Genomic DNA, 25,563 nt, shown 5'->3' with positions numbered 1-25,563 from the left:
GCTTCTCCTCTGGGTTACCGCCATCAGGCGGCCCGGTCACGCTAGCCTCGCTGTATGTCTGCTCGACGACCCACCCGTGTCGCTTGCATGACAAATGTAACGCTCGATCCGCTGGCCGGATGAGCCAACGTTTGCACCATCGTCAACCGTTCGGGCGGTTCCACTAGAATGGCGTGCCCGCCGTTCCATCCAATCGCTTTTCTCTCGATTTCCGTTCGCTCATGCCGCTGCCTTCGCGTGCCCTGCTCCACCTTCTGGTCCGTCTTTCTTTGGTCGTGGTTAGCGGGTGGTTAACCAGCGCTGCCCAGGCACAGACCGCACCTGCCGTCAGCGCAAAAAACAGCGCCGAAGCCAGCGACTGGAGCATTGCTGTCGGCCCAGCGATCTACATGTCGCCCAAGTACCCAGGCGCGAAATCGAGCTTCGTGTTTCCGTGGATCGATCAGGAGATCGAATACAAGCACCGGTTCTTTTCCAAGGGGATGGACTTTGCGGGCGTGTACCTGGCTAACAACGACACGTGGCAGGTGGGCGGCAACTTCCAGTTCGACCCGACTTGGCGCCATGCGCATGACGACGCGCGCCTGAACGGTCTGGGCAACGTCAATGCCACGGTGCGCGCAAAGGCATTCGCGCAGTACACGGTGTCGTTCCTCACGCTGTCCACCGATGCGGAGCAGGACATCCTCGGTAACCGCCAGGGGTTGATCGCCAACGCCGATGTCTACGCAAGCGCGCCGCTCGGCCGCTGGCTGTTCAGCCTTGGCACCGGCGTGTCATGGACGAACGGTCAGTACATGCGTACGTTCTTTGGCGTGGACGATGGGCAGAGCGCCCGTTCGGGCTTGCCGGTATTTGCCACGCATGCGGGGCTGCGCGACATCCACTTCAATGCCATCGTCACCTGCAAGCTGGATGACCGGTGGACGGCCAATGGCTCGCTCACGGTTGCGCGGTTGCAAGGAGATGCTGCCGACAGCCCAATCACGCAGCGCCGCCAGCAGACCACGGCCATGGCTTCGCTTACGTACCGGTTCCGCTGACGTCGCGCGCAAAAAAAGGGCGCCGCCATGTGCGCAATCGCTTGCGCAGGCAGGTGACGTTTGCCTCGCAAACTGTATGCACGAGGCAATCCGCCTATAAGACCAGAACTTGGCCTGCGCGCCTCTCAGCCAAACGGACCATGCTTCCTTTTCACAACAGGCATGCACGTGGACTAGCGCAATCGCCCTGGTTTTTTTGCTAGTCTGTTTGGCAAGCGGCGATCACTTCCGATCAATGCGCGGGCAGTGAACGGTGTCTTCCCACCGGCGGCGGACACCGCAAGACAGGAGGGCTTGACCATGTTGCGGTGGATTGCAAACTGGGCCTTGAGCCACGCACCCTCTCCCGAGAAGCAGGCCGAACGCGCGCTAAGCGAATTGCGCATGGAGCTGTACCAGGCAGAGCAGCGCGTGATGGATGCACAAATGCACGCGGACTATTACCGCGCCCGTATCACGTTCCTGGAAGACGTCGTCAAGAAGGGCATCGAGCGCGTCTCCGACCAGCGCAAGGGCAAGCAGGAAAGCGCCCACGCATTGCGCGCCGGCCTCAAGTTCACGGCCGAGCTGTGGCGCGAATCGCAATCGCGCGACTCACACTTGCTCAAGCGCCGCACCGCAATGTCGTTCATCGACCCGCACGACGCGCAGGTCGACGACTCGCACGCGCCGAAGATCCACCACTTCTCGAAGATCCCTGTGGATTCGGAGTTTGATGACAACGTGAGCGCGTTGCCCTCCAAGCACGCCGCGGCGGAGAAGGCGTAGCACGGGAGCTGGCCGGGGCGGCCAGCCCGCACCGCCAGCGCATCAGGTACGTCGACACGTTCGACTCCGTGGGCAGGTGGTGGCGCCTACGGTGCCACCATCGACACGCCGTATTGCGCAAAGATGCGCTGCAGCTCGCCGCTGGCGCGCAGTGCATTGAGCGCGCTCTCCAGCGCCTGCGCCAGTTCACGCTGATCCGCCTTGACGGCCATGCCGATCGCCCAGCCACGTGCTGGCAGCAGCGGCGACTGCAGTTCGGTCGCCACAAAGCGTGTGGCAGATTGGTTCTGCGCCTTCAGCGCACTTTCATATTGCGCCCGCGTCACCATTGCCGCGGCAATCTGGCCGGAAAACAGCGCGCGCAGGGCTTCGTTGGCCTCCGGATAGATCTTCACCTTGTCGCGCAGGGCACCGTTGGCGCTGGAAAGCAGCGCGCTCGCACCACCCGATCCCTGCTCGGCGCCGGTCGCCTGGCCGGCGAGATCTTCGAAACTGCTGACCCTGTGGACGCGTTCGCTGTCATACACCAGCACATAGCCTTCGCGAAGGTACGGCGCGACGATCAGCACCTGGCCATTCTGGCGAATGAAATTCGGGTCGACCGGCACATGCAGCATCACGTCGGCCGGGCCGTACCCGAGGTAATGCCCCTTCCAGACCATGTTGCGCAGGTCGCCCGACATGCCGTCGTCATCCGCATCAAAGGGCAGCAGCGATGCCGACAGCCCCATCTGCTTGCCGAGCGCATTGGCGAGCGCCACGTCGATGCCGCTGAATTGCCCACCAACGTTGTCGGAGAACGGCGGCAGGCCCTTGTACAGCGCGACCTTCAGGGCGCCGCTCTGGCGGATCTTCGCCATGTCGGCGTGTGCGGGCACGGCGCTCACCACCATGGCTGTCGCGGCAAGCAGGAGGCTGGCAAGGCGGCGAAAAGCTCCGGCCGCGGCCAACCGAGAACGGGCGTTCATGAGACATCTCCAGGCGGAAAAAAATGAGCGAGCCGATGCACACGAAGGCAGCGACAGCACCGGCTCGCCAAGCTGCCAACTGTGGCAGGCCGACCTACTCCTGTACGCGGCGCGATTCCAAGTACGTCTTGATTGACCAGACCGCTTCCTGGGTCAGCACGCCTTCAAACGGCGGCATGTAGACGCGGCCATCGCGGGTGCGCCCGTGGCGGACCGTGGCGGTGAAGTACTGCGACACCTCGCCATAGCAGGCTTCCTTCTTCTTGGCGTCGGCCAACGACATGCAGTCGGTGTCGAGCTTGCGCAGGTCGGGCGCGATCCCGCCGGAGATGGCCTCCAGCCCGTGGCAGCGGGCGCAGTTTTGGTTGAACGCGGAGGAGCCGATGCGCAGCGCTTCGTCGTGTGCGGGACTTGTCCGGTATGGATTGTCCTGACGCCAATCGGCGCCGAGTTGCGGTAAGGTGTGCGTGTCTACGGCCTGAGGCGTGACATCGCCGTGAGCGGATGTGGCTGTGGGCAATCCCCCGGCCAGAAGTGCGCAGGCAGAAAGCAGCGCGAGCAAGTTGCGAGGCGTTTTCAAGAGTGTCTCCTTGTTGTCGTTGAAACGATTTTTGGGAGGCATTTCTGCAAGAGCCATACCAAGGCGCAAACCTGCCGGAGGACACGGCCAACATCCGCCAAACGCTCCGGATCTCGGATGCATCGGTTGGCACAGGTGCTCAGGAATGCAACACCCTGGCAAGGGTCTTGCTTCATGGCGCAACACTTCCGGTTCGCATCCTGCTCAAATGAGGCGATCCGGGCGACCCGCACACAGATTGCGGGCGAGGTTTAAGGAGACACACCATGACCCCTCACGCGGCAGCCGACCCGCGCGCTTCCGAGAACGCCTCAGCCGCGCTCGGTGATGCCCCGAACGATCAGCCCGAACTGATCGCGCAGTCCCACGAGCGATCCAAGTCGTACGGCCTGCGGCCCTATGAGTCGCCCGACTTTTGCCCGGTGCTGCACAACGAGCTAAAAACCGAGATCGAGCGCAGCCAGTCGCTGTTCACGCATGCGCTGCCCGTGATGGAGACGCTCTACAGCCAGATCGTCAACACGCAGAGCATGGTGATCCTGACCGACACGTCGGGCCTGATCCTGCATTCGATGGGGGACGATGATTTCCTCGCTCAGGCCAGCAAGGTGGCGCTGCAGCCCGGCGCGCTGTGGTCGGAAGCGAGCCGCGGCACCAACGCCATCGGCACGGCGTTGGCCGAGAGCAAACCCACGCTGGTCCACGGCTCCGAGCATTACTTGCAGGCCAACCAGTTCCTCACCTGCTCGTGTGCGCCGATCTTCGATCCGTACGGCGCCACCGTGGGTGCGCTCGATGTGACGGGTGATCATCGTGGCTTCCACAAGCACACTATGGCGCTGGTGCGCATGTCGGCGCAGATGATCGAGAACCAGTTGTTTGCCAACACGTTCCAGGACGTGGTCTGCATCCACTTCCACTCGCGCCCTGAATTCATCGGCACGCTGGTCGAGGGCATTGCGGCGTTCACCCCAGCGGGGCGCTTCCTGTCGGCCAACCGCAGCGGCGAATTCCAGCTTGGCCTGTCGATCCGCGCGCTGCATGCACACACCTTTTCCTCGCTGTTCGGGCTGTCGATGTCGCAGTTGATCGACCGGGAACGCACCGCAGCGGCAGGCATCGTGCAGTTGCAGTTGCCCAGCGGCGTGAAGGTGTTTGCGCGCGTCGAATGGAAACGGCCGGCCAACCACATGGTGGGCGGCGCGATGGGCGCCGATCTTTCGATCGACCGCGACACGGCACCGCGCCGGGCCTACATCGAGCCATCCCGGCAACCGGCCAGCCTGGAGGCGCTGGATACCGGCGACGCGCAGATCCAGACCGTGATCGGCAAGCTGCGCAAGGTCATCGGCAAGGACATCCCTGTCATGGTCCTGGGCGAAACGGGCACCGGCAAGGAACTGCTCGCGCGCGCCATCCACGCCGACAGCCCGCGCCACGCCGGCCCCTTCATCGCCGTGAATTGCGCGTCGATTCCGGAAGCGCTCATTGAATCTGAACTGTTCGGCTACGAAGAAGGCGCCTTTACGGGCGCGCGCAAGAAGGGCGGCATCGGCAAGATGGTGCTGGCCAACGGCGGCACGCTCTTCCTCGACGAGATCGGCGACATGCCGCTGCACCTGCAGGCCCGGCTGCTGCGCGCCCTGCAAGAGCGGGCAGTCTCGCCGCTGGGCAGCAACAAGCTGATCCAGGTGGATGTGACGGTCGTGTGCGCGACGCACCGCAACATGCGCGAGATGGTCGCCAGCGGACAGTTCCGCGAAGACCTCTACTACCGCCTGAACGGCCTGGTCGTGCGCCTGCCCGCATTGCGCGAGCGCACCGACCTGGACGTCGTGGCCGACAAGCTGCTGAAGCTCGAACAGGCCGACGCGCCCCCCATCAGCGAAGCCGTGATGCAGATGTTCCGCAGCTATCACTGGCCCGGCAACATCCGCCAGCTCGGCAATCTGCTGCGCACCGCACGGCTGATGGCCGAAGGCGCGCCGGAGATCACCGAAGACCATCTGCCGGACGATTTTCTTGAAGACTGGCAGGCGCGCCATGGCGACCAGCCGGCTGCGAACAATGTCGTGGCGCCGGCAGTAGCTGTGCCGCCTGCCACGCATCAAGCCGGTGGCGGCACGCAGCCCAAGCGGCTTGCCGATGTGGAATGCATGACCATCATGGCGGCCGTGAAGGCGCACAACGGCAACATCTCCGCCGCTGCCAAGGCGCTCGGCATTTCACGCAACACGATCTACCGCAGGATCGATGAGGCAGGCGGCTTGCCCTCAGACACCGACTGACCACGCCGACGCACGGATGGCGGCGCCCAGCGCTTTGGCCATCTCCCCCACCGCCAAGTGCCCGCCCGGCACCCACACCAACCGCGCATGCGGTATCGCTGCAGACAATCGCAGCGCATTCCGGGGGCGGCAAACGTTGTCTTCCCGCCCATGCAGCAGCGTCACCGGCAATCCCCTCGCGCCGATACGCGCAGCCGCCCGCAGCAACGCTGATTTCCCAAGCCCCGCCCGCCGATACAGGTAATGCGCCTGCAAGCGGTACTTGCGCACCAGGGCCATGCGCTGTTGCCAGGTTTGGCGACGTGCCTGTGGCTGCAGACCCAACAAACGATGTTCCGCACGCTGCCACGCCCTGGCGATGTTCAATTTCTGAACAGTTGTACCAAGCTGCAACATGTCTGTTGCAACGAGAAGGCGACCACGGGCCGCGGGAAAACCCTCGACTCGCCCGTCGATGCTTCGCAAGAGATCACGGCCGGGGCCGCGCGCGTTGAACAGCGCCTGCACATCGTCGAAACCGGTGAGGAAAGCGCCGCGCAGCACGAGTGCCGATACGGCATCGGGGAAACGATCGGCGTAGGCCAGCGCCAGCGCTGCGCCCCATGAGCCGCCGACCACGCCCCAACGCTCAATGCCGAGCGCAATGCGCAGTTGCTCAAGATCAGCCAGCAGCGCCGTTACCGTGTTCCGCCGTAGCGTGCCGGCCGGCCGTGAACGCCCGGCACCGCGCTGGTCCGGCAGCACGGCGCGATGCAGCAGCGGATCGAACCACGCGACCATTGAAGGCGCGCAGCCGCTGCCGGGGCCGCCATGCAGCACCAGCCATGGTTCGCCGCTGTTGGGCCCGCATTGGCTCACATGCAGGCAATGGCCGTCCGGCGTGCGCAGATTGAAGCGGGCGGATGTGGTTGGCCAGTCGGAAGTGGGCATGGATGTTGCCTTGATGACGATGCGGCTGCGTTCGGCAAACGCCTGCGCAATCGCTGAACAATGCAGTGCACTCACTAACTATGCCAACCCTCAAGGAGGAGACATGAACTGGACAACGCCCGCCTACACCGAACTGCGACTCGGGTTCGAGATCACCATGTACATCGCCAACCGCTGATGCTGCACGGCTGAGCACGCAAGGCTCCACAGGCCCGCCGGTTCTTCACGGCGGGTTTTTTTTCGGCTCGCGGCTCGCAGGCTTTCTCGCTATCCCCTGGCCGACTTCTTGCTCAATCCGCCCGACACGTTGGATCTGCATCATGACAATACTCAGGGTTCTCGGCTCGGCCGCCGGCGGCGGTTTCCCACAGTGGAACTGCAACTGTCGCAATTGCGATGGCGTGCGGCGCGGCACCGTGCGTGCCACCCCGCGCACGCAGTCGTCCATCGCACTCGGCGACGGCCAACACAACTGGATCGTGGTGAATGCCTCGCCGGACATCCTCGCGCAGCTGCGCAGTTCACCGGCGCTGCAACCCGCGCGCGCGCCGCGTGATACGGGCATCGTTGGCGTCGTGCTGATCGATGCGCAGATCGACCACGTGACCGGCCTGCTGATGCTGCGCGAGCATCGGCAAGCGCTGCCCGTCTATGCCAGCGCGGCGGTCATCAGCGATCTGTCCACCGCTTTCCCGCTCACACGCATGTTGTCGCACTACTGCGGTCTCGACACGCGCGCGCTCGCGTTGGACGGCACGGCGTTCTCAGTGCCTCCGCTCGACGACGTGGCGTTGACGGCAATCCCGCTGGAGAGCAAGGCGCCGCCCTATTCGCCCAGCCGCAACGCGCGCCGCGTGGGCGACAACATCGGCTTGCGCATCGTCGACAGAAAGACCGGTCGGCGGGCGTTCTACGCGCCGGGTCTCGCGCGCGTCGAACCGCATGTGTTCGACGAGATGGGCGCGGCCGACGTGGTGCTGGTGGACGGCACCTGCTGGCAGGACGACGAGATGCTCGCCCTTGGCTTTTCCACCAAGACGGCAGGCGACATGGGCCACCTCGCGCAATCGGGCCCGGGCGGCATGATTGAAGTGCTCGACCAGTTGCCGGCAACGCGCAAGGTGCTCATCCACATCAACAACACCAACCCGATCCTCGATGAAGACTCGCCGCAGCGCCGCGAGTTGGAGGCGCACGGCATCGAGGTGGCTTACGACGGCATGGAAATCTCGCTATGACACATCCTGTTGCGTGGACGGCCGAAGACTTCGAAGCGCGGTTGCGCGCGAAGCAGGCGGGCTATCACATCCATCATCCGTTCAACTTGCGCATGCGCGCCGGCGAATGCACGCCGGAGGAAATCCGCACGTGGGTTGCGAACCGGTTCTACTACCAGGTCAACATCCCGCTCAAGGATGCCGCCATCCTGTCCAACTGCCCTGACCGGGCGACGCGGCGCGAGTGGATCGTCCGCATTCATGATCACGACGGTGACGAGACACGCCCTGGCGGCATCGAAAGCTGGGTGCGGCTGGGCGAAGCCGTGGGGCTGACGCGCGACGCACTGTGGTCTCACCGGTATCTGCTGCCGGGCGTGCGCTTTGCGGTGGATGCGTATGTGAACTTTGCGCGCCGAGCGCCGTGGCAGGAGGCGGTGTGCTCCTCGCTCACGGAGATGTTCGCGCCGGACATCCACAAGGAGCGGCTGGCCGGCTGGCCCGATCACTATCCGTGGGTGCAGCCAGAAGGGCTGGCGTACTTCCGCTCGCGCATTCCGCTGGCCTCGCGCGATGTCGAGCACGGCCTGCGCGTGACCCTCGACTACTTCCGCACGCCCGAGCAACAACAGCGTGCGCTGGACATCCTGCAGTTCAAGCTCGACATCCTCTGGTCGATGCTCGATGCCATCCAACAGGCCCACGCACATGAGCCCTCCCTTGCCTGATCCGGCCCACCCCATGCTGCACCGGACCTTCCGGCTGCAATGGGAAGACATGCAGCAGAGCTGGGTGCTGCTGTATCCCGAGGGCATGGTCACGCTCAATGACAGCGCGGCCGCAATCCTGCAGCGCTGCGACGGCGCCCATACCCTCGACATGCTGATCGATGACCTGCAATCCGCCTTTGGCGTGCAGGGCATCGCTCCGGAGGTCCACGCCTTTGTCAAACATGCACTTGAACGCGGCTGGCTCGTTTGAAGCCGAATCGCTGCTGGCGCCGGCAGCTGCGCCGATGCCTGGTCCGCCGCTCTGGCTGCTGGCCGAGCTGACCTACCGTTGCCCGCTGCATTGCGCCTTCTGCTCCAACCCGGTCGACTACACACGGCACAATCAGGAACTCACCACGGAGCAGTGGTGCGACGTATTCACCCAGGCGCGCGCGCTGGGCGCGGTGCAGCTTGGCCTGTCGGGCGGCGAGCCGCTATTGCGCAAGGATCTTGAAACGCTGGTGGCGCATGCGCATGGGCTCGGGTTCTACGTGAACCTTGTGACGTCCGGGGTGGGCCTGACCGACGCGCGTCTTGGGGCGTTGCGCGCTGCGGGGCTCGACCATATTCAGTTGTCGTTCCAGGACTCCACGCGCGAGATGAACGACTTTCTGTCGAGCACGCGCACCTTCGACCTGAAGCGCCGCGTGGCCGATCTCATCAAGGCTCATGGTTATCCGATGGTGATGAACTGCGTGATGCACCGGCACAACCTGCCGCACGTGGGCGCCATCATCGACATGGCGCTGGAGATCGGCGCTGAATACCTGGAGCTTGCCAACACGCAGTACTACGGCTGGGCATGGGAGAACCGCCTGGCGCTGATGCCGACCCTGGAGCAACTGCGCGATGCCGAGGCCGTCGTAAATGACTACCGGACCCGCATTGGCAACCGATGCCAATTGCTTTACGTCGTGCCGGATTACTTCGAGCAGCGCCCGAAGAAGTGCATGAACGGCTGGGGCACAACATTCCTGGGCATCGCGCCGGATGGCGTTGCGCTGCCCTGCCATTCCGCGCGCATGTTGCCGGGGCTGGAGCTGCCCAATGTGCTCAGCCAGCCGCTGCGCGACATCTGGCGAAGCAGCGACGCCTTTCAGCGCTTTCGCGGCACGCACTGGATGCCGGAGCCGTGCCAGTCATGCGAATCGCGCGAAGAAGATGCGGGCGGCTGCCGCTGTCAGGCGTATCTGCTGACGGGCGATGCGACGCGCACCGACCCGGTGTGCGGAAAGTCTGCAGATCACGGCGCGCTGCAGAAGGTGGTGCTGCAAGGCCGGATGGCTGCGATGAACGGCTTCGGGCAGATGCGGGACACCCGTACCGGTGAAGTGCCGATCATGTTCCGGACCGATGCTAATTCGCGCCGGCTCACACAGCCGTAGAGCGCGGTCATAGAAGAAAGAAGGGCCGGACAATGCCGGCCCTCTTCCCTTGCAAGCAACGTAGAAACTTACGAGCCCGAACTTAGCACCCAGGCCACCAATTGCTTCGCCTCGTCTTCCTTGAGATTGGGATGCGGAGGCATTGGAATGCGGCCCCACGTGCCCTTGCCGCCGTCGCGTACTTTCTGCGCCAGTCTGGTCGGCGCATCAGCATCGCCCTTGTACTTCGCGGCCACGTCGGCAAAGGCTGGGCCGACGATCTTGGCATGCATGCTGTGGCACGAGAAACAGCCGCTCTTGTCGGCCAGGGCCTGCATGTCGGGCGCGGCTTGGGCGGGCGCCGCTCCAATTGCTGCGCACGCTACCGCCAGCAACGAAAACACTCCATTACGCATGATCACGATCTGAAACTCCATGAAGCTGTGCGAGAGGCTGTGCGCCGCACGGGGCGCACAGCGCTCAACTCAGCACGTCAGTTCTTGTGCAGCTTGAACACCCAAACCGAACCGCCCTGCTCCAGGAAGTTCACGCGCTTGGCCACTTCACCGCCCCACAGCGGCACTGCACCACCCCAGCCCGACACCACGGCCACGAATTGCTCGCCGTTGTCTTCCCAGGTGACGGGGGGCGCAACGATGCCGCTGCCGGTCTGGAATTCCCAAAGCTCCTTGCCGGTCTTGGCATCAGCCGCCTTCAGGTAACCCTCGGGCGTGCCCCAGAACACCAGGCCGCCGGCAGTCGTCATCACACCACCCCACAGCGGCGCGTTGTTCTTGATCTGCCATTCGATCTTGCCGGTCTTCGGGTTGATCGCGCGCAGTGCGCCGATGTAATCCTCATTGAGCGGCTTGATGGTGAAGCCGGCACCCAGGTAGGCCGCGCCCTTCTTGTAGCTGACGGGCTCGTTCCAGATGTCCATGCCCCACTCGTTGGCGGGCACGTAGAACAGGCCGGTTTGCGGGCTGTATGCCATCGGCATCTGGTTCTTGCCGCCAAGGAAGCCGGGCTCGGCAAACACCGCCTTGCCCTTCTTCTCTTCACCCGTGGCCTGCGCCGGATCGCCCGGGCGGTGGTCCGGTGCGTAGTTCGGGCGGCCGGTCTTGAGGTCGATGCTGGTGGCCCAGTTGACCTTCACAAACGGGAACGCGTTGAGCAGCTTGCCGGTCTTTGCGTCGTTCACGTAGAAGAAGCCGTTGCGGTCAGCCTTGCCGCCGACGCGCTTGCCGTCCAAGTCGAACGTGACGAACTCGTTCACGCCGTCGAAATCCCAACCGTCGTTCGGGGTGTTCTGGTAGTGCCAGACGATCTTGCCAGTGTCTGGGTCGATGGCCAGCGTCGACGATGAATACAGGTTGTCGCCCTTGCGCAGGTGGCTGTTCCACGGCCCCGGGTTGCCGGTGCCGAAGTAGACGAGGTTGGTCTGCGCGTCATACGTGCCGCCCAGCCACGTCGATGCGCCACCGGTCTTCCACGTCTCGCCTGGCCAGCTCGCGTTGAGCGTGCCCGTCATGCCGTTCTCGGTCTTGTTGCCGTCCTTGTCGTACTTGTAGCCCATGTGGCCTTCGACGGTCGGACGCGACCAGATCAACTGGCCAGTCTTGGCATCGCGCGCTTCCACGCGACCTACCACGCCAAACTCGCCACCCGACACGCCCGTCAGCACCATGCCCTTCACAATCAGCGGTGCGGCGGTCGTCGAGTAGCCGGCGGCGTAGTCTTCGATCTTCTCTTTCCAGACGATTTTGCCGGTGTCCTGATTGAGCGCGATCAGTTGCGCATCCAGCGTAGAGAAGATGACGAGATTGTCGTACAGCGCAGCACCGCGGTTGACGACGTCGCAGCACGGCATGATGCCCTCGGGCAGACGCTGCTCGTACTTCCACAGCTTCTTGCCGGTCTTCAGGTCGATCGCATAGATGCGCGAGTACGACGCCGTGACGAACATCTTGCCGTTGTAGATCAGCGGCTGGGCTTCCTGCCCGCGCTGCTTCTCACCGCCAAACGAGAACGACCAAGCCGGCACGAGCTGGCCGACATTTTTCGTGTTGATCTTGGTGAGTGTCGAGAAGCGCTGCCCTTGCGTACCCATGCCCCAGGTCAGCACGTCGTTCGACGATTTCGCGTCGTTCTCGATCATGGCATCGGTAACGGGGGGCGTTGCCGCGTGCACGGCAACACTTGCTGCCGCCATGGCAGCCGCAAGTGCAATCACTCGTAGTGTCCTCATTCTTGTCTCCTCTACCTCTATTTATGGTCCAGGTCCGGCAGTGTGATGTCACACCGGTGGGACTCAGGGCAAATCCCGTGCCATCAAAAAACACCGTGAAATCACGGTTTCAACCAGCTTGCAGTGCGGTGTTGCGTGCCATACCGCAACACATCGTGTGTTCTGTTGCGAAATGGAGCAGCGCAATGAACGCAGCACGCGACGACCGCGGCTTACAGCGCGCGCGAGCGCCGGCCCGGCAACATGCGCTGCACGCACCGCTGTGCGTCGAGCCATTGGTGCTTGATCACCCCGGCAACGTGGAAGGCAACCAAGCAGAGCAGCAGGTCGGCCGTCGTGCTGTGTACCGTGTAGAACATGTGCTGCAGCGCGCTGTCGACCCAACCCCAGCGCGGCAATGGCACGCCCCAGAAGCGCGTTCCGTATTGATTGAAAGAAGACCCGACGTAACCCGACAGCGGCATGACGACCATGCACATGTAGAGCAGGCGGTGGGTGATACGCGCCAGCTCCGCCTCCCAGCAATGCAGCCCCGGAATTGACGGGGGCGCAGCACGGCGTATGCGCACGGCCACGCGCCACGCAATCACCAGCGCCGCCGTCAGGCCGAGCGACTTATGCAGATTCACCCAGGCGGCCTTTCCGGGCGCGCCCTTGGCCAGGCCCGTCATGTAGTAGCCCAGCGCAAACAGCCCGCATAGCAGCAAGGCGCTCGCCCAATGCAAAGCGATCGGCAGGCCCGCGTAGGCCGGCGCCGGTGCGGCGGAGGGGCGATCAGCGCGGCGCATCAAGAGTGCCCACTGAAGTTGGATAGGTCACCACACCCCAGGGCAGCTTGTAGCCCGGGAGCGTATCGACGACCTCGCGCTTCTGCGCGTCGATCACCTGCACACTGTTCGACCGGCCACAGGCGAGCAGCAGCTTCTGCTCTCCGGGCGTGAAGCTGAAATGCCAGCAACGCTTGCCGACCGGAATGGCGGCCACCGGCGCGAAGGTGCGGGCATCGAACACCTGCAGCTGATCTGCGCGGCTGGCGGCCACCCAGAGGTATCGGCCCTCGCGGTCAAACGCGATGCCGTACGGTCCCTGCCCTGTGGGCACAGTCTTGATCGGCTTGAAAGCGGGGTCGAGCAACAACAGGTTGTTCGAGTTTTCGAGTGTCACCACATAGGTCTTGCCATCCGGCGCGATCTTGATGCCGCGCGGCCGATTGCCGAACGGCGCAACATCCACCCGCCGGATCTGCTTGAGCGTGGACAACTCATAGACACCGACCGTGTTGTCACCCTCGTTCGCCACCAGCAGCAACTTGCCCTCCGGTGAAAACTCGATGGCTTCGGTCTCGCGTGCAGCCTTGATGCGGCCAACCACGGCCCACTGGCTGAGATCGATAATCGCGACTTCGGCGGGGGCTTCGTCCTTCTCGCCTTCGTCTTTCCGGGCACTGTCGTTCTTGGCCGGCGGCCCACCTTCCGACGAAGGCTCGTAGGTGACGAACGCCCGGCGCCCGTCGGGCGAGATGCGCATGAATTCGACATTCCTGCCGACTGCGATGCGTTTGATCTCCTTGCGTGTGGCCGTATCAACCACCGACACATCGGCGCTGCCCTGGTTGGCCGTCAGCAGCCAGCGGCCATCGGGGGTGACGGCAAGGCCGCGCGGGTCCTTGCCCACGGCAATCTCGTCAACCCGTTTGAGCGTGCGTGCATTCAGCACGGTCACGCCGCCGCCCTGATTCGTGACATAGGCGACGGGGTCCGGCACCTCTGCTACCGCCTGGAGGGTGGATACCAAACCCACGCTGATCAACGTGGCAATCCGGATGTAGTAGGTCAATGCATTCATGATCGTCTCTTCTACGGGGGCTCAGTCCTTGTCGGCACCGGAGGCTTTGCCTCCAAACGAATACGTCAGGCCAATCCAGATTGCGCGTGGCGGCGCAGGCGTCATGAACTGCTGCGTCGCCAGCGTGTAGATGCTCCGCATGCCCGACAGGCCATACGTGGAATAGCGCTTGTTGAACAGATTGCTGATGTACGCCGAGATTTCGAGGTTGCTTGTCGGCTTGTAGTGCAGGTTCAGATTGACGAGGCCGTAGCCGGCCACCTGGCCGTTCGGGTCGGCATTGCTTTCGTTGCCGTGCGCGATCTGCTTGCTGACCAGAATCACATTCCCGCCCATCGACAGGTTCGGGCTGAAGGCGTACGAGAGCCCAAGCTTGAGCGTCTTTGCGGGGATGCCAGGGATCTTGTTGCCGCTGACCACGTTCTGCCCACTGGCCGTGGTAAATGCCGACTTGTAGATCGCATCGACATAACCAAAGTTGGCCGACAACGACCACTTGTCGATCTTCGTGCTGGCGCCCAGCTCAAAGCCACGCCGCTCCGTCTTGCCGACGTTGGCGAAGTAGCCGTACGTGTTTGACGTGGCGATGAACTGGATGTCATTGCTGAGGCGCGAGTCATAGACCGACGCACTCCAGTAGGTGGACTTGCCCAGCTTTCCGCGACCGCCAAACTCGATGGTTTTGGCCACCACGGCTTTCAGGTCCGGATCGCCGTTGAACCCGGTCGGCAGCGAGCACGGGCTGTTTGGATCGGCGCAAGACAGCTCGATCGATGTCGGCGCGCGCATCGATTCGCTATAGCTGCCGAAGATGCCCTGCCCGGCCCCGAGGTCGTAGTTGAATCCCAATGCCGGGTTGAACCGGTGATAGTGATGCGAGCCGGCCAGACTATTGGTTTCCGGGCCGGCCACTGCGCCGGCCGGCACACCGTTAGGGGCGGATGCCGCACCCGATCCGGCGTTCGAATACCGGTAGGCGTTCGCGTAGCCGGGGTTGTAATACGACACGCCCGATACGTCGTCCGTCCAGGCGTAACCGCCGTCTTCGTTCAGATACCTGTTGTTGGCACCGCCCTGGTTGAGCGTGGTGTAGTTGAAGCTTCCGGATGCGGTCACGCTCAGCTTGTCCGTCACGCTGAACGTATCGGTGAAGTACGCGCTGAAGTTGTTGACGTTGGACGACAGGTTGACCGAACCGATCACGTTGCTGCCTGTGAACAAAGCCGGGTTCGATGCCGACGGCGCCGATCCATCGGCGGTGAATCCGTACGTTTGATTCGGGATCACCACCGCCTGATAGTTGATCAAACGTGCCAGATATGTGGTCTGGTCGTACGTGATGCGCGAATGGTCGAACGCACCACCGAAGGTGAACGTATTGTTGCGTCCCGCCAATTGGCTGAAATTCGACCACTGCAGGGACGTACCTACCGTGTCTTCATGCGTGGCGGAATCGACGATGCTCGTGTTGATGGCGTTGGTCCAGCGGCCGTAGCCGAGCGCCAGGGCATTCGCGCCCGTCACGGCATTCACTGCCGTGCCATTGGGCGCCTTGTTCGCGCACTTGTACGTGGTGATGCCGCCTGCGGTGGTCGTTGCCAGCGAGCCGTCGTCGTTGAAACAGCCGTCGTCGAGTTGCGCATTGCTGTTGACGTTGTGAAGGCTGGCCTTGCGGTAGTAGACGCTGCCGGCCAGTTGGTTGGTGTCGTTCAGCCAATGGCTGCCCTTCAGGTTCAGCAGCGCCATCCGGTTTGAGATGGTGTCGGGCCACGTATAGGCGGCACTGCGGTTGGCCATCATGTCCATCGGCAACGACTGCGTGCCGCTCAGCGAAGTATCTGCAAGTGCGGCCGACAGCTCCAGCTGGGTAGCGCCGTCGTTGCCGTGCCACCGCGCTTTTCCATACAGTTGCTTGACGTTCGAACCCGAGTGATCGCGAAAGCCGTCTTGCCGGTCGACGTTGCCGGCGACGAAGTAATCGGTGCCGTGTGCCTTGTCGACGATACCGGTCTCAAAGCTCAGCGCACGGCGGCCAAACGACCCGCCCAGTGCCTCGATCGACGTGCCTGCGTTGTCCTTGCCGTTCTTCGTGTTGACGACCAGCGCGCCGCCCAGGGTGTTGAGGCCGAACATCGGATTGGAGCCCGGCAGGATGTTGACGCTGGACATCGCGTTCATGGGAATCAGATCCCAGTTCACGATGGAGCCGAAGGGCTCGTTCATCCGCACGCCGTCAAAGTAGACCGACACGCCAATGGGCACACCCAGCAGCGACGACACCTGAAACCCGCGGTAGTTGATGTCGTTCTGGTACGGATTGCCTGACCCATTGCTGATGCTGACCTGGCCGAGGTTGTCGTTCAGCAGGTCCGCCAGATTCGAGCTGCGTTGCTCGCGCGCATCCTTTGCGCTAATGCGCTGCGCATTGGCAGGGAACTGCGACAGCGGCACGCCAATGCTGTCGATCGGGGTAGAGCCCACGACCTGCGCGGTCGGCAATGCCACCGCCACGATCTGGTCTTCGGCCAACGCGGGCGAGCAAGAGCCCACGGCAGCGAGCGCAGCGACCCCGCCAGCAAGGCGCAGCGCGGCATTGCGCGCACGGCGGGCGCCCTTCCCCGAACGGCTGGTATTCGAATGCACGAAGTGTCTCCCTGATGTTCTCGCTCGCGGTTCTCGGGGCGCGGGTCTCGATGACGCATCCCGGAGAACGGCGTGGCGGTGGCTAATCCCGGCAGGGAGTCAGCGGCAATGGGGAAGACACCTGCGCGCGTTGCGGCAGGGCAAATGGTTGGCACACGGCCATGTCTCCTCTTCTTTTTTCGCCGGCGAGGTCTTTGCCTCGCAGGTCAGCGGCTGGCGCACGGGTGTCGATGACCATGCGCCAGCCGTCCTGCTACACCATCAGAAGAAGCCCAGCGGCTTGGTGTCGTAGCTCACCAGCAGGTTCTTGGTCTGCTGATAGTGGTCGAGCATCATCTTGTGGGTCTCGCGGCCCACGCCCGACTTCTTGTAGCCACCGAACGCTGCGTGCGCCGGATACAGGTGGTAGCAGTTCGTCCACACGCGCCCCGCCTTGATGGCGCGGCCCACGCGGTACGCGCGGTTGATGTCGCGCGTCCACAGACCGGCGCCCAGGCCAAAATCGGTGTCGTTGGCAATCTGCAGCGCCTGTGCTTCGTCCTTGAACGTCGTCACGGCAATCACCGGGCCGAAGATCTCTTCCTGGAACACGCGCATGCTGTTGTCGCCCTTGAGCAGCGTCGGCTTGATGTAATAGCCCTTCGACAGATTGCCGGGCAGCACTTCCACGTCGCCGCCGACCAGGCATTCGGCGCCTTCTTCCTGCGCGATCTCCAGGTAGCTGCGGATCTTGTAGAACTGCTGCTCCGAAGCCTGCGCGCCAACCATCGTGTCGGTGTCGAGCGGGTCACCGCGCTTGATGGCGGCCACCTTGGTCATCACCGCATCCATGAAACGGCTGTAGATGGATTCCTGCACCAGCGCGCGCGACGGGCACGTGCACACCTCGCCCTGGTTGAAGAAGCCCAGCACCAGGCCTTCGGCAGCCTTTTCGATGAAGCTCGGCTCGGCCTGCATGATGTCTTCGAAGTAGATGTTGGGCGACTTGCCACCCAGCTCCACCGTCGACGGGATGATGTTTTCCGCCGCGCACTTCATGATGTGCGAGCCCACCGGCGTCGAGCCCGTGAAGGCGATCTTCGCGATGCGCTTGCTGGTAGCCAGGGCCTCGCCGGCTTCCTTGCCGTAGCCATGCACGACGTTGAGCACGCCCGCCGGCAGCAGGTCGCCAATCAGTTCCATCAGCACGCAGATGCCCAGCGGCGTCTGCTCAGCCGGCTTGAGCACCACGCAGTTGCCGGCAGCCAGTGCAGGCGCCAGCTTCCATGCAGCCATCAGCAGCGGAAAATTCCACGGGATGATCTGGCCGACCACGCCCAGCGGCTCGTGGATGTGATACGCCACGGTGTGCTCGTTGATCTCGGCAGCGGAACCTTCTTGCGCGCGAATGCAGCCAGCGAAGTAGCGGAAGTGGTCGACAGCCAGCGGGATGTCGGCGTTCAGCGTTTCACGCACGGGCTTGCCGTTGTCCCACGTTTCGGTCACGGCCAGCAGCTCGAGGTTCTGCTCGATGCGGTCGGCGATCTTCAGCAGGATCAGCGAGCGGTCCTGCACTGAGGTACGACCCCAGGCGTCAGCGGCAGCATGGGCGGCGTCGAGCGCGCGGTCGATGTCTTCCGCGGTCGAGCGCGGGAACTCGCCGATCACCTCGCCCGTCACCGGCGTGGTGTTGGTGAAGTACTGGCCCTTGACCGGCGACACGAATTCGCCACCGATGAAATTGCCATAGCGCGGCTTGAACGAAACGATGGCGCCGGGAGTGCCGGGATGAGCGTAACGCATGGGTTGTCTCCTGATGTTTGAGTGATGACCGCAGCGTCGTTGTCTGCGCTGTGTCCGGTCGTCATCTGCAAAACCCGGGCCATCCCCTGCGGCGGATGCTGCATCCACTCCGCATCGACTGTTCACGCCAATCGGCTTGCGAGAGTGCTCCAGAATGGAACAACAGGTGTTGCAAAGCTCAACGCCCCATCACCTGAACACCCGATGGACGCGCGTGCGGACACCAAGCACGCATGGCATGACTTTCGCAACACGGGCCTTTCATCTGAACCTGCCAAGGCACACGATGAGAACGGCTTCACTCCATGCTGCCGCTGCCGCGCTGGCCGTCGCGTGCCTGTCCTGGCCGGCCTGCGCCGATACGAATATCGACCCGGCGGCCTCGCCGCTCTGGCCGACGATTCAGCAGGAGGTGTTTGGCGCGGCGCGGACAACGTTCGACAGCCGCATCAGGATCACCGGGCCGGCATTTGCGGAAGACCCGATGCAGGTGCCGATTGCGTTTGACGCGTCAGCGCTCGGCAAGGTGGAGCGCATCGTCGTCGTGGTCGACCGCAACCCGATCCGCAAGGTGCTGGAATTCGCGCCCATGCACGTGCGCCCGGCGCTGTCGTTCCGGTTCAAGCTGCAGGAGGCCTCTGCGGTGCGCGTGGCGGCGCGCACGCAGGACGGTGTCTGGCATGTCGGTACCTTCCAGGTGGATGCCACCGGCGGCGGCTGCACGCTGCCCGGGGCCACACGCCAGGACGCCACGTGGAGCACCACGCTGAACCAGGTCGAGTCGCGCGTGTTTCCGGGCTTCAACGGCGCGGGCAGCCGCATCCGCCTGCGCGTGATGCATCCGATGGACACGGGCTTGGTGGCGGGCATTCCGTCCTTCCATATCGAGCAGCTCAATCTGCTCGATGCCCGGCGTCAGCCCATGCTTGAACTGAAGCTGTACGAACCCGTGGCTGAAAACCCGATCTTCTCGTTCGATCTGGATGGCCCTGTTGAACGCGGCATCAGCGTGGCCGGCGTCGACAACAACGGCAACCGCATCCGCGCACAGGTGACACGATGAGCCGACGGCACCAACGGTTTGGCTTCCTGCTCTGCCTCGCGATGTTGGCCGGCCTCGCACGCGCAGAGGGCCCCGACTACCACCTCGTACCGCACGCAATTGCGCCCGGCGTCTGGGTGCTGGAAGGCGCCAACGCAGATTTCTCGGCGCGCAACGGCTGCAACATCATCAACACCGGCTTCATCGATACGGGCGACGGCGTGCTCGTCATTAACACAGGGCCGTCGCTCCTGTACGGCGAACAGCAGCGCCAGGCCATCCGCACGGTCACATCGGCGCCGGTGCGCTGGGTGTTCAACCTCAACCTGCATCCCGACTATTTCTTCGGCAACCAGGCCTATGCGGATGTCGGCGCCCAGGCGCTGCCCGGCACCATTGCCGGCGCGCAACGCGAAGGCGCGGCCTATGCCGACAATCTCTACCGCATCTGCGGCGCGTGGATGCAGAACACGGTATCCACACCGCCCGGCGTGCCATTGACGCCCGGCGCACGCACCATGGGCAGCCACCGCATCGACCTCATCCGGCTCGACGGGCATACCGACGACGATCTCGTCCTGGTGGACCGGACCAGCGGTGTCGTCTTCGCCGGCGGCATTGCCTTTCGAGACCGGATCCCCACCACGCCGCACGCCAACATTGCGCATTGGCTGGCTAGCCTGGACGCTTTGCAGAAGATCGTTGCGGATAGCAGGGCGCGCGTGTTGATCCCCAGCCACGGGCCCGCGCTCGGCCACGCAGACGCCATCGCACAGACACGCCAGTACCTGCAGTGGCTCGATGCGCGCATGCGTCGCGCTGCGGCGGAAGGACGCGACCTGGCCGAGGTGATTGCGATGCCGGTTGACGCGCCCTACGCGCAATGGGGCGGAATGCCCGCGGAGTACGTGCGCAACGTGACCCGCTTCTACCCACGCTACGAGAACGCCGCGCTGGCGCCCTGACATGGCGCCAGACCCCGTGCGGCGACGCTGGATGCGGATCATGCTCGCGACCCTGATCAATCCGGCGCCGACGACATCTGCGGCACCTGCCCGCGTTACGCTGTTGCGCCTGCAGGATGGCCTGTACGCTGCGCGCGCCGTCAACGCAGAAGCCTCGCGGGGTAATGCCGGAGAGGTTGTGCCCACACTGGTGCACACGACCGGCAACGGCGTGCTCGTGGTGGACCCTGGCCCGCACGCGCGATGGGGACACCATCTGATCGCGGCCATCCGGCACATCACGGCGGAACCCATCCGCTGGGTGGTCAACACGCATGCGCACCCGGAGCACGTGCTTGCCAACGCGGCGTTCGCGCAACTGCAGCCGCGCCCTGCCTTTCTGGCATCGGCCGCCACCGCCGACCTCATGCGCCAGCGTTGCCAGACCTGCCTGGCACGGTTGACTGCCCTGCTCGGTGCGCGCGTCATGCACGAAACGCAGATCGTCTATCCCGAGCCCGCATTGCGCGATGGCGATTGGCTGCACACCGGCAAGACAGCCTGGCAAGTCCACGTCTGCACGGCGGCGCACAGCGCATCGGACACGGTGCTGTACGCGCCGCAACGCGGCGTGCTGTGCACCGGTGGCCTCGCATATCGGCAGCGCATTCCAGACCTGCAGGACGGGTCGCTGCTTGGCTGGCGCCAAGCATTGCAGGCGCTTGCGCAACTGCCGGCCAACATCGTCGTCGGCACCGCCATCGGCACACCGGCGCAGATGCTGCAACCGACGCTGGCCTATCTCGACATGCTCGACAGCGCGATCACGCGCGCCATTGAAGCCGGTGGCGATGCAGCTCGCGCGCTCGCGTACGTCCCGGGCGACGCCTATCGCGACTGGCGCAACTTCCACCCCCGCCATGCGCTGAACGTCGGACGTGCGTGGCGCGAGCTCGAAGATCGCTGGATGCAAAGCGCGCCGAGCGCCTGATCGCCGCTGCTCCATTGCTGAACAGACGGCGGACATGTGTTGCATCAACTGTCCCGCCACGCCACATCGCCGGCACAGGTGCCTGCGTCCGCAAACGTTAATCAACTGCTTGCAACTGCGTGCAATGCGCCGCGAACGCCGTGGTATGCATATTGCAAAGTCCCGCCGACGTTGAGCGCGCGCCCTGCGTGTTTAGCGCCAACACCGCATGCGTTCGAGCCAATTCAATGGACGCATCACACAACGACAATACGGAGACAACATGCAGAACACACGCCTTCGACCCTGCGTCCTGACCGCCATTGCAGCCGCCCTCGGCTGCGCAGCGAGCGGCGCCATCGCACAATCGTCGGTCACGATCTACGGCACAGTCGATGCCGGACTCCAGTATCAAAACCGCAGCGCAGCCGGCGGCAGCATCACGGAAATGCATTCGGGCGGCATCAGCCCAAGCATCTGGGGCCTCAAGGGATCGGAAGACCTGGGCAGCGGCTTGAAGGCCAACTTCAACCTCGAAGGGCATTTCAGCAGCGACACCGGCACGCTCACCACCGGCCCCGGCTTCAGCTCCGAGCTGTTCCGCCGGCAGGCGAACGTCGGGCTCAGCGGCAACTGGGGCGCGGTCACGCTGGGGCGCCAGTACAGCCCTGCGCTCATCGGCACGATCGGCACGGAAGCGCGCGGCTTCAAGGAGCAGTTCTCGAATCTGTACGGCTGGGCTTACAACCAACTGCCCGCACCGGGCAACGCGATGGGCGCCGGCACCAACCCCGGCAACGACGTCGGCGTGTTCATTGGCAATGCACTGCAGTACTCCAACAACTTCGGCCCCGTGTGGCTAGGCGTTGCGTACTCATTTGGCGAGACCGCCGGCAGCTTCAAGCGCGGCAACGAACTCTCGCTGGGCGCCACGTACACGGGCCCGGTCACAGTCGGCCTCGGCTATCAGTCAACGGCGGACAGCGGCACGGGCGAGACCCTCAGCCGCTTGTGGAGCGCAGGCGTGGCCGTGCCGTTCGATGCCTTCACGGGCCGAGTGAACTACATTGGCGTGACCAACAACGCGCCGAGCGGCCAACGCGTGTCGGACGTCAAATCGATCGGCGTCGGGCTCGACTACAAGTGGAGCCCCGCCAACACTGCCTCGCTGGCCGGCTACTACAGCAAGTACGAAAGCAGCGCGCACGACAGCTCCACCAAGTCGGTCGTGCTGAGCAACGACTACGCATTTTCCAAACGGACCACACTGTATGCGCAGCTCGTGTACGTGAATGCGGGCGCGGTGGGCACGGCCGATCCGCTGGAGAGCCTCAAGACGTCCATCGTTGCGGGCGGCACGGCGCCGGGCGCGAAGACGGTGCTGGCGGGTGTGGGGCTGAAGCATTCGTTCTGAGCCGTACCTGAGCAGAGAAAAACCCTTGGCCCACACCAAGGGTTTTTTTACGCCCCTCAGATGCGAAGCATGAATCCTGACGCAACGCATGGTCTGGACGGCCGATCCGCGCTACGCTCGCGTATCGTCAACATCACGATTTCTGCCTGCCGGGACCACCCGGGGGCGCTCATTGGAGGAGCCTTGATTCGCGTCCTGCCTGCCTTTGTACTGGGCACGCTTAGCTCAATTCTGCTGGCCCTGAACACACTGTTCTGGAGCGTGCCGCTGTTCACGCTCTCGGCGTTCAAGCTGCTGGTGCCGGCAGCGGCAGTCCGCCGCCGGATCGATCCCATACTCAACTGGGTCGCCACGTGCTGGATCGGTTGCAACAACGCCTGGATCGGCGTGCTGCAACGCGAGCCGTGGAGCGTTGAAGGTGCCGACAACCTGCGCTACGCGGGCTGGTACCTGGTCAACTGCAACCATCGGTCGTGGGTGGACATCTTTGTGCTGCAGCGGGTGTTGAACCGACGCATCCCGCTGCTGAAGTTCTTCCTCAAGCAGCAGTTGATCTACGTGCCGGTCATCGGCCTGGCCTGGTGGGCGCTGGATTTCCCGTTCATGCGTCGGCACTCCAAAGCAGCGCTGCGCAAACACCCCGAGTTGCGCAATCAAGACCGCGAAACCACGCGTCGCGCCTGCGCCAAGTTCGCCCACGTGCCGACCAGCGTCATGAACTTTGCCGAAGGCACGCGGTACACCCCCGCAAAACACCGGAAGCAGTCGTCGCCCTATCGCCATCTGCTCAAGCCAAAGGCCGGCGCGCTGGCCTTGACGCTCAATGCCATGGGTGGGCGGTTCCAATCGCTGCTCGATATCAGCATTGCCTACCCAGACGGCACACCAAGCTTCTGGCAGTTGGCCAGCGGCCAAGCCGGCCGGGTGATGGTGCATATCCGCGAGCTGCCGATCCCGCCGGACTTCTGCACGCACGACTACAGCACCGATGCCGCCTTCCGTAGCGATTTCCACCGCTGGCTCGCCCAGCTCTGGGAAGAGAAGGATCAGCAGATCGAAAACATGTTGGCGCGGGCGGCCAGCCGCGCGGCGTGACCGCCGGTGTCGACGTTTTTTCGCCAGACAAAATCTAAGCCAAACAAAAAGCCCCTTGGTCGTAAAACCAAGGGGCTTTTGCTACTGCTGGCGGAGAGGGTGGGATTCGAACCCACGGTACCGTCGCCGGTACGCCTGATTTCGAGTCAGGTACATTCGACCACTCTGCCACCTCTCCGGTAACTGGGTCGCTGAATCGCGAAACCGCGACTATAACAGAATTTTTCCGGCCAAATCAAGAGGGCCGGCACAACTCGTCAAACTGCCGGTTTCAGCACTTCCTGGCCGCCCAGATACGGGCGCAGCACCGCCGGCACCGTGACCGAGCCATCCGCGTTCTGGTAGTTCTCCAGCACGGCGACCAGCGTACGGCCCACGGCCAGGCCCGAACCGTTGAGCGTGTGCACCAGTTCCGGCTTGCCCTGTGCGTTGCGGAAGCGCGCTTGCATGCGGCGCGCCTGGAAGTCGCCCATGTTCGAGCACGAGCTGATCTCGCGGTACGTGTTCTGCGCCGGAATCCACACCTCAATGTCGTACGTCTTGGTGCTGCCGAAGCCCATGTCGCCCGTGCACAGCACGACGGTGCGGAATGGCAGTTCGAGCTTGCGCAGGATGTTCTCGGCGCAGTTGGTCATGGCGTCGAGCGCGGCGGCTGAGGTCTCGGGCTGCACGATCTGCACCATCTCAACCTTGTCGAACTGGTGCTGGCGGATCATGCCGCGCGTGTCCTTGCCGTACGAACCGGCTTCCGAACGGAAGCACGGCGAATGCGCGGCGAACATCATCGGCAGCGCATCGGCGGCAACGATCTCATCGCGCACGAGGTTCGTGAGCGGCACTTCGGCGGTCGGGATCAGGTAGAAGTTTTCGACGCGCTCGCCGTCTTCCTCTTCTGCGCTGTGCCCCATCTTGCGCGGCACGCGGAACAGGTCTTCCTCAAACTTCGGCAACTGGCCGGTGCCACGCATCGACGCTGCGTTGACGATGTACGGCACGTACGCCTCGGTGTAGCCGTGCTCCAGCGTGTGCGTGTCGAGCATGAACTGCGCGAGTGCGCGATGCAGACGCGCCACCTGCCCCTTCAGGACGGTGAATCGCGCGCCCGACAGCTTGGCGCCCGCATCGAAATCCAGCCCCAGCGCGGCGCCCAGGTCCACGTGATCCTTGACGGGGAAGTCGAACGTACGCGGCGTGCCTTCGCGGCGCACTTCCACGTTCTGCGTTTCGTCGCGACCGGCCGGCACGCTTTCGTGCGGCAGGTTCGGGATCGACAGCATCAACTCCTGCACCTTGGCCTGCACCACGTCGAGTTGCGCGGCAGACGCCTTCAGCTCGTCACCGATGCCCGACACCTCAGCCATCACGCCCGATGCATCCTCGCCCTTGCCCTTGAGCATGCCGATTTGCTTGGACAGGCTGTTGCGGCGCGCCTGCAGCTCTTCCGTGCGGGTCTGGATGGCCTTGCGTTCCGCTTCGAGCGCGGCAAAGCCGGCCACGTCGAGCACGTAGCCGCGATCTTTGAGGCGCGCAGCGACGGCGTCGATGTCTTTGCGCAGCAGTTGGATATCAAGCATGGTGGGAAAAAAAGGGAAAACCGAAGATTGCGAGCGATCTGAATGATCGAAAAGGCCGATTTTATCGCACCGGCCCCG

At 63.8% G+C, this 25,563-nt stretch carries 23 protein-coding genes and 1 tRNA gene; 13 read left to right on the top strand and 11 right to left on the bottom strand.

The window, feature by feature from the left end:
* Positions 1-221 precede the first annotated feature (221 nt).
* Both NG898_RS02630 and NG898_RS02625 read left to right on the top strand, forming a co-directional pair.
* Entirely contained in the window at positions 222-1,043 is an 822-nt protein-coding gene (locus NG898_RS02630; RefSeq protein ID WP_252690957.1) for a MipA/OmpV family protein, read from the top strand.
* Between the two features lie 327 nt (positions 1,044-1,370).
* A complete protein-coding gene (locus tag NG898_RS02625; RefSeq protein ID WP_252690956.1) occupies positions 1,371-1,811 on the top strand; it encodes a hypothetical protein in 441 nt (146 codons plus the stop codon).
* An 86-nt stretch (positions 1,812-1,897) separates the two neighbouring features.
* On the opposite strand, the gene NG898_RS02620 is transcribed toward NG898_RS02625, so the two are convergent.
* Both NG898_RS02620 and pedF read right to left on the bottom strand, forming a co-directional pair.
* Positions 1,898-2,779, bottom strand: coding sequence for a substrate-binding periplasmic protein (locus NG898_RS02620; RefSeq protein ID WP_252690955.1), 882 nt, complete (start codon positions 2,777-2,779; stop codon positions 1,898-1,900).
* A gap of 94 nt (positions 2,780-2,873) precedes the next feature.
* Entirely contained in the window at positions 2,874-3,359 is a 486-nt protein-coding gene (pedF, locus tag NG898_RS02615) for a cytochrome c-550 PedF (protein WP_252690954.1), read from the bottom strand.
* A 266-nt stretch (positions 3,360-3,625) separates the two neighbouring features.
* Between pedF and NG898_RS02610 the strand changes: the two genes are divergently transcribed.
* Entirely contained in the window at positions 3,626-5,647 is a 2,022-nt protein-coding gene (locus NG898_RS02610) for a sigma-54-dependent Fis family transcriptional regulator (protein ID WP_252690953.1), read from the top strand.
* On the opposite strand, the gene NG898_RS02605 is transcribed toward NG898_RS02610, so the two are convergent.
* A complete protein-coding gene (locus tag NG898_RS02605) occupies positions 5,633-6,577 on the bottom strand; it encodes an alpha/beta fold hydrolase (protein ID WP_252690952.1) in 945 nt (314 codons plus the stop codon). The genes NG898_RS02610 and NG898_RS02605 overlap by 15 nt on opposite strands.
* Before the next feature lie 103 nt (positions 6,578-6,680).
* Here NG898_RS02605 and pqqA point away from each other — a divergent pair, with 103 nt between their 5' ends.
* From pqqA to pqqE, 5 genes are all read left to right on the top strand, one after another.
* Positions 6,681-6,755, top strand: a complete 75-nt coding sequence (gene pqqA, locus NG898_RS26065) for a pyrroloquinoline quinone precursor peptide PqqA (protein ID WP_009277446.1) — start codon at positions 6,681-6,683, stop codon at positions 6,753-6,755.
* Positions 6,756-6,897: 142 nt separating this feature from the next.
* Entirely contained in the window at positions 6,898-7,815 is a 918-nt protein-coding gene (gene pqqB / locus NG898_RS02595) for a pyrroloquinoline quinone biosynthesis protein PqqB (RefSeq protein ID WP_252690950.1), read from the top strand.
* Positions 7,812-8,522: a pyrroloquinoline-quinone synthase PqqC gene (gene pqqC, locus NG898_RS02590; RefSeq protein WP_252690949.1), complete on the top strand. Its 711-nt coding sequence runs from the start codon at positions 7,812-7,814 to the stop codon at positions 8,520-8,522. Before pqqB ends, pqqC begins: the two co-directional genes overlap by 4 nt.
* Entirely contained in the window at positions 8,503-8,775 is a 273-nt protein-coding gene (gene pqqD, locus NG898_RS02585; RefSeq protein ID WP_045206002.1) for a pyrroloquinoline quinone biosynthesis peptide chaperone PqqD, read from the top strand. The genes pqqC and pqqD overlap by 20 nt, the downstream gene beginning before the upstream one ends.
* Positions 8,747-9,949 carry a pyrroloquinoline quinone biosynthesis protein PqqE gene (gene pqqE / locus NG898_RS02580; protein ID WP_252690948.1) on the top strand — a complete coding sequence of 401 codons (1,203 nt, stop codon included), beginning with the start codon at positions 8,747-8,749 and terminating at the stop codon, positions 9,947-9,949. Before pqqD ends, pqqE begins: the two co-directional genes overlap by 29 nt.
* A 68-nt stretch (positions 9,950-10,017) precedes the next feature.
* Here pqqE and NG898_RS02575 read toward each other — a convergent pair whose 3' ends face one another.
* The 6 genes from NG898_RS02575 to exaC form a co-directional block, all read right to left on the bottom strand.
* Positions 10,018-10,350 (bottom strand): c-type cytochrome, encoded by a 333-nt coding sequence (locus NG898_RS02575; RefSeq protein WP_252691610.1) that lies wholly within the window; start codon positions 10,348-10,350, stop codon positions 10,018-10,020.
* Between the two features lie 71 nt (positions 10,351-10,421).
* A complete protein-coding gene (locus NG898_RS02570; RefSeq protein ID WP_252690947.1) occupies positions 10,422-12,176 on the bottom strand; it encodes a PQQ-dependent methanol/ethanol family dehydrogenase in 1,755 nt (584 codons plus the stop codon).
* 212 nt (positions 12,177-12,388) lie between these two features.
* The gene (locus tag NG898_RS02565) at positions 12,389-12,964 is read right to left on the bottom strand and encodes a cytochrome b (RefSeq protein WP_252690946.1); all 576 of its coding nucleotides are present in this window, start codon (positions 12,962-12,964) and stop codon (positions 12,389-12,391) included.
* Positions 12,951-14,021 carry a beta-propeller fold lactonase family protein gene (locus NG898_RS02560; protein ID WP_252690945.1) on the bottom strand — a complete coding sequence of 357 codons (1,071 nt, stop codon included), beginning with the start codon at positions 14,019-14,021 and terminating at the stop codon, positions 12,951-12,953. The genes NG898_RS02565 and NG898_RS02560 overlap by 14 nt, the downstream gene beginning before the upstream one ends.
* Before the next feature lie 21 nt (positions 14,022-14,042).
* Positions 14,043-16,664 (bottom strand): TonB-dependent receptor domain-containing protein, encoded by a 2,622-nt coding sequence (locus tag NG898_RS02555; RefSeq protein WP_252690944.1) that lies wholly within the window; start codon positions 16,662-16,664, stop codon positions 14,043-14,045.
* A gap of 261 nt (positions 16,665-16,925) precedes the next feature.
* Positions 16,926-18,446 carry an acetaldehyde dehydrogenase ExaC gene (exaC, locus tag NG898_RS02550; protein WP_024972380.1) on the bottom strand — a complete coding sequence of 507 codons (1,521 nt, stop codon included), beginning with the start codon at positions 18,444-18,446 and terminating at the stop codon, positions 16,926-16,928.
* 286 nt (positions 18,447-18,732) lie between these two features.
* On the opposite strand from exaC, the gene NG898_RS02545 reads away from it, so the two are divergent.
* From NG898_RS02545 to NG898_RS02525, 5 genes are all read left to right on the top strand, one after another.
* The gene (locus tag NG898_RS02545) at positions 18,733-19,509 is read left to right on the top strand and encodes a quinoprotein dehydrogenase-associated SoxYZ-like carrier (protein ID WP_252690943.1); all 777 of its coding nucleotides are present in this window, start codon (positions 18,733-18,735) and stop codon (positions 19,507-19,509) included.
* Positions 19,506-20,453, top strand: a complete 948-nt coding sequence (locus NG898_RS02540) for a quinoprotein relay system zinc metallohydrolase 1 (RefSeq protein WP_252690942.1) — start codon at positions 19,506-19,508, stop codon at positions 20,451-20,453. The genes NG898_RS02545 and NG898_RS02540 overlap by 4 nt, the downstream gene beginning before the upstream one ends.
* 40 nt (positions 20,454-20,493) lie before the next feature.
* Positions 20,494-21,423, top strand: a complete 930-nt coding sequence (locus NG898_RS02535; protein WP_252690941.1) for an MBL fold metallo-hydrolase — start codon at positions 20,494-20,496, stop codon at positions 21,421-21,423.
* A gap of 262 nt (positions 21,424-21,685) precedes the next feature.
* Positions 21,686-22,816 (top strand): porin, encoded by a 1,131-nt coding sequence (locus NG898_RS02530; RefSeq protein ID WP_252690940.1) that lies wholly within the window; start codon positions 21,686-21,688, stop codon positions 22,814-22,816.
* A gap of 183 nt (positions 22,817-22,999) precedes the next feature.
* Positions 23,000-23,911: an acyltransferase gene (locus NG898_RS02525; RefSeq protein ID WP_252691609.1), complete on the top strand. Its 912-nt coding sequence runs from the start codon at positions 23,000-23,002 to the stop codon at positions 23,909-23,911.
* Positions 23,912-23,999: 88 nt separating this feature from the next.
* On the opposite strand, the gene NG898_RS02520 is transcribed toward NG898_RS02525, so the two are convergent.
* Both NG898_RS02520 and serS read right to left on the bottom strand, forming a co-directional pair.
* Positions 24,000-24,089 (bottom strand) — tRNA-Ser (locus NG898_RS02520).
* Between the two features lie 79 nt (positions 24,090-24,168).
* Positions 24,169-25,485 carry a serine--tRNA ligase gene (gene serS / locus NG898_RS02515; RefSeq protein WP_112183986.1) on the bottom strand — a complete coding sequence of 439 codons (1,317 nt, stop codon included), beginning with the start codon at positions 25,483-25,485 and terminating at the stop codon, positions 24,169-24,171.
* Positions 25,486-25,563: the final 78 nt, after the last annotated feature.

Source organism: Ralstonia mojiangensis, assembly GCF_023955645.1.
Classification (GTDB): Bacteria; Pseudomonadota; Gammaproteobacteria; order Burkholderiales; family Burkholderiaceae; genus Ralstonia; species Ralstonia mojiangensis.
The sequence above is the reverse complement of the archived record's forward strand: the minus strand, read 5'-3'. Positions and strand labels throughout refer to the sequence as shown.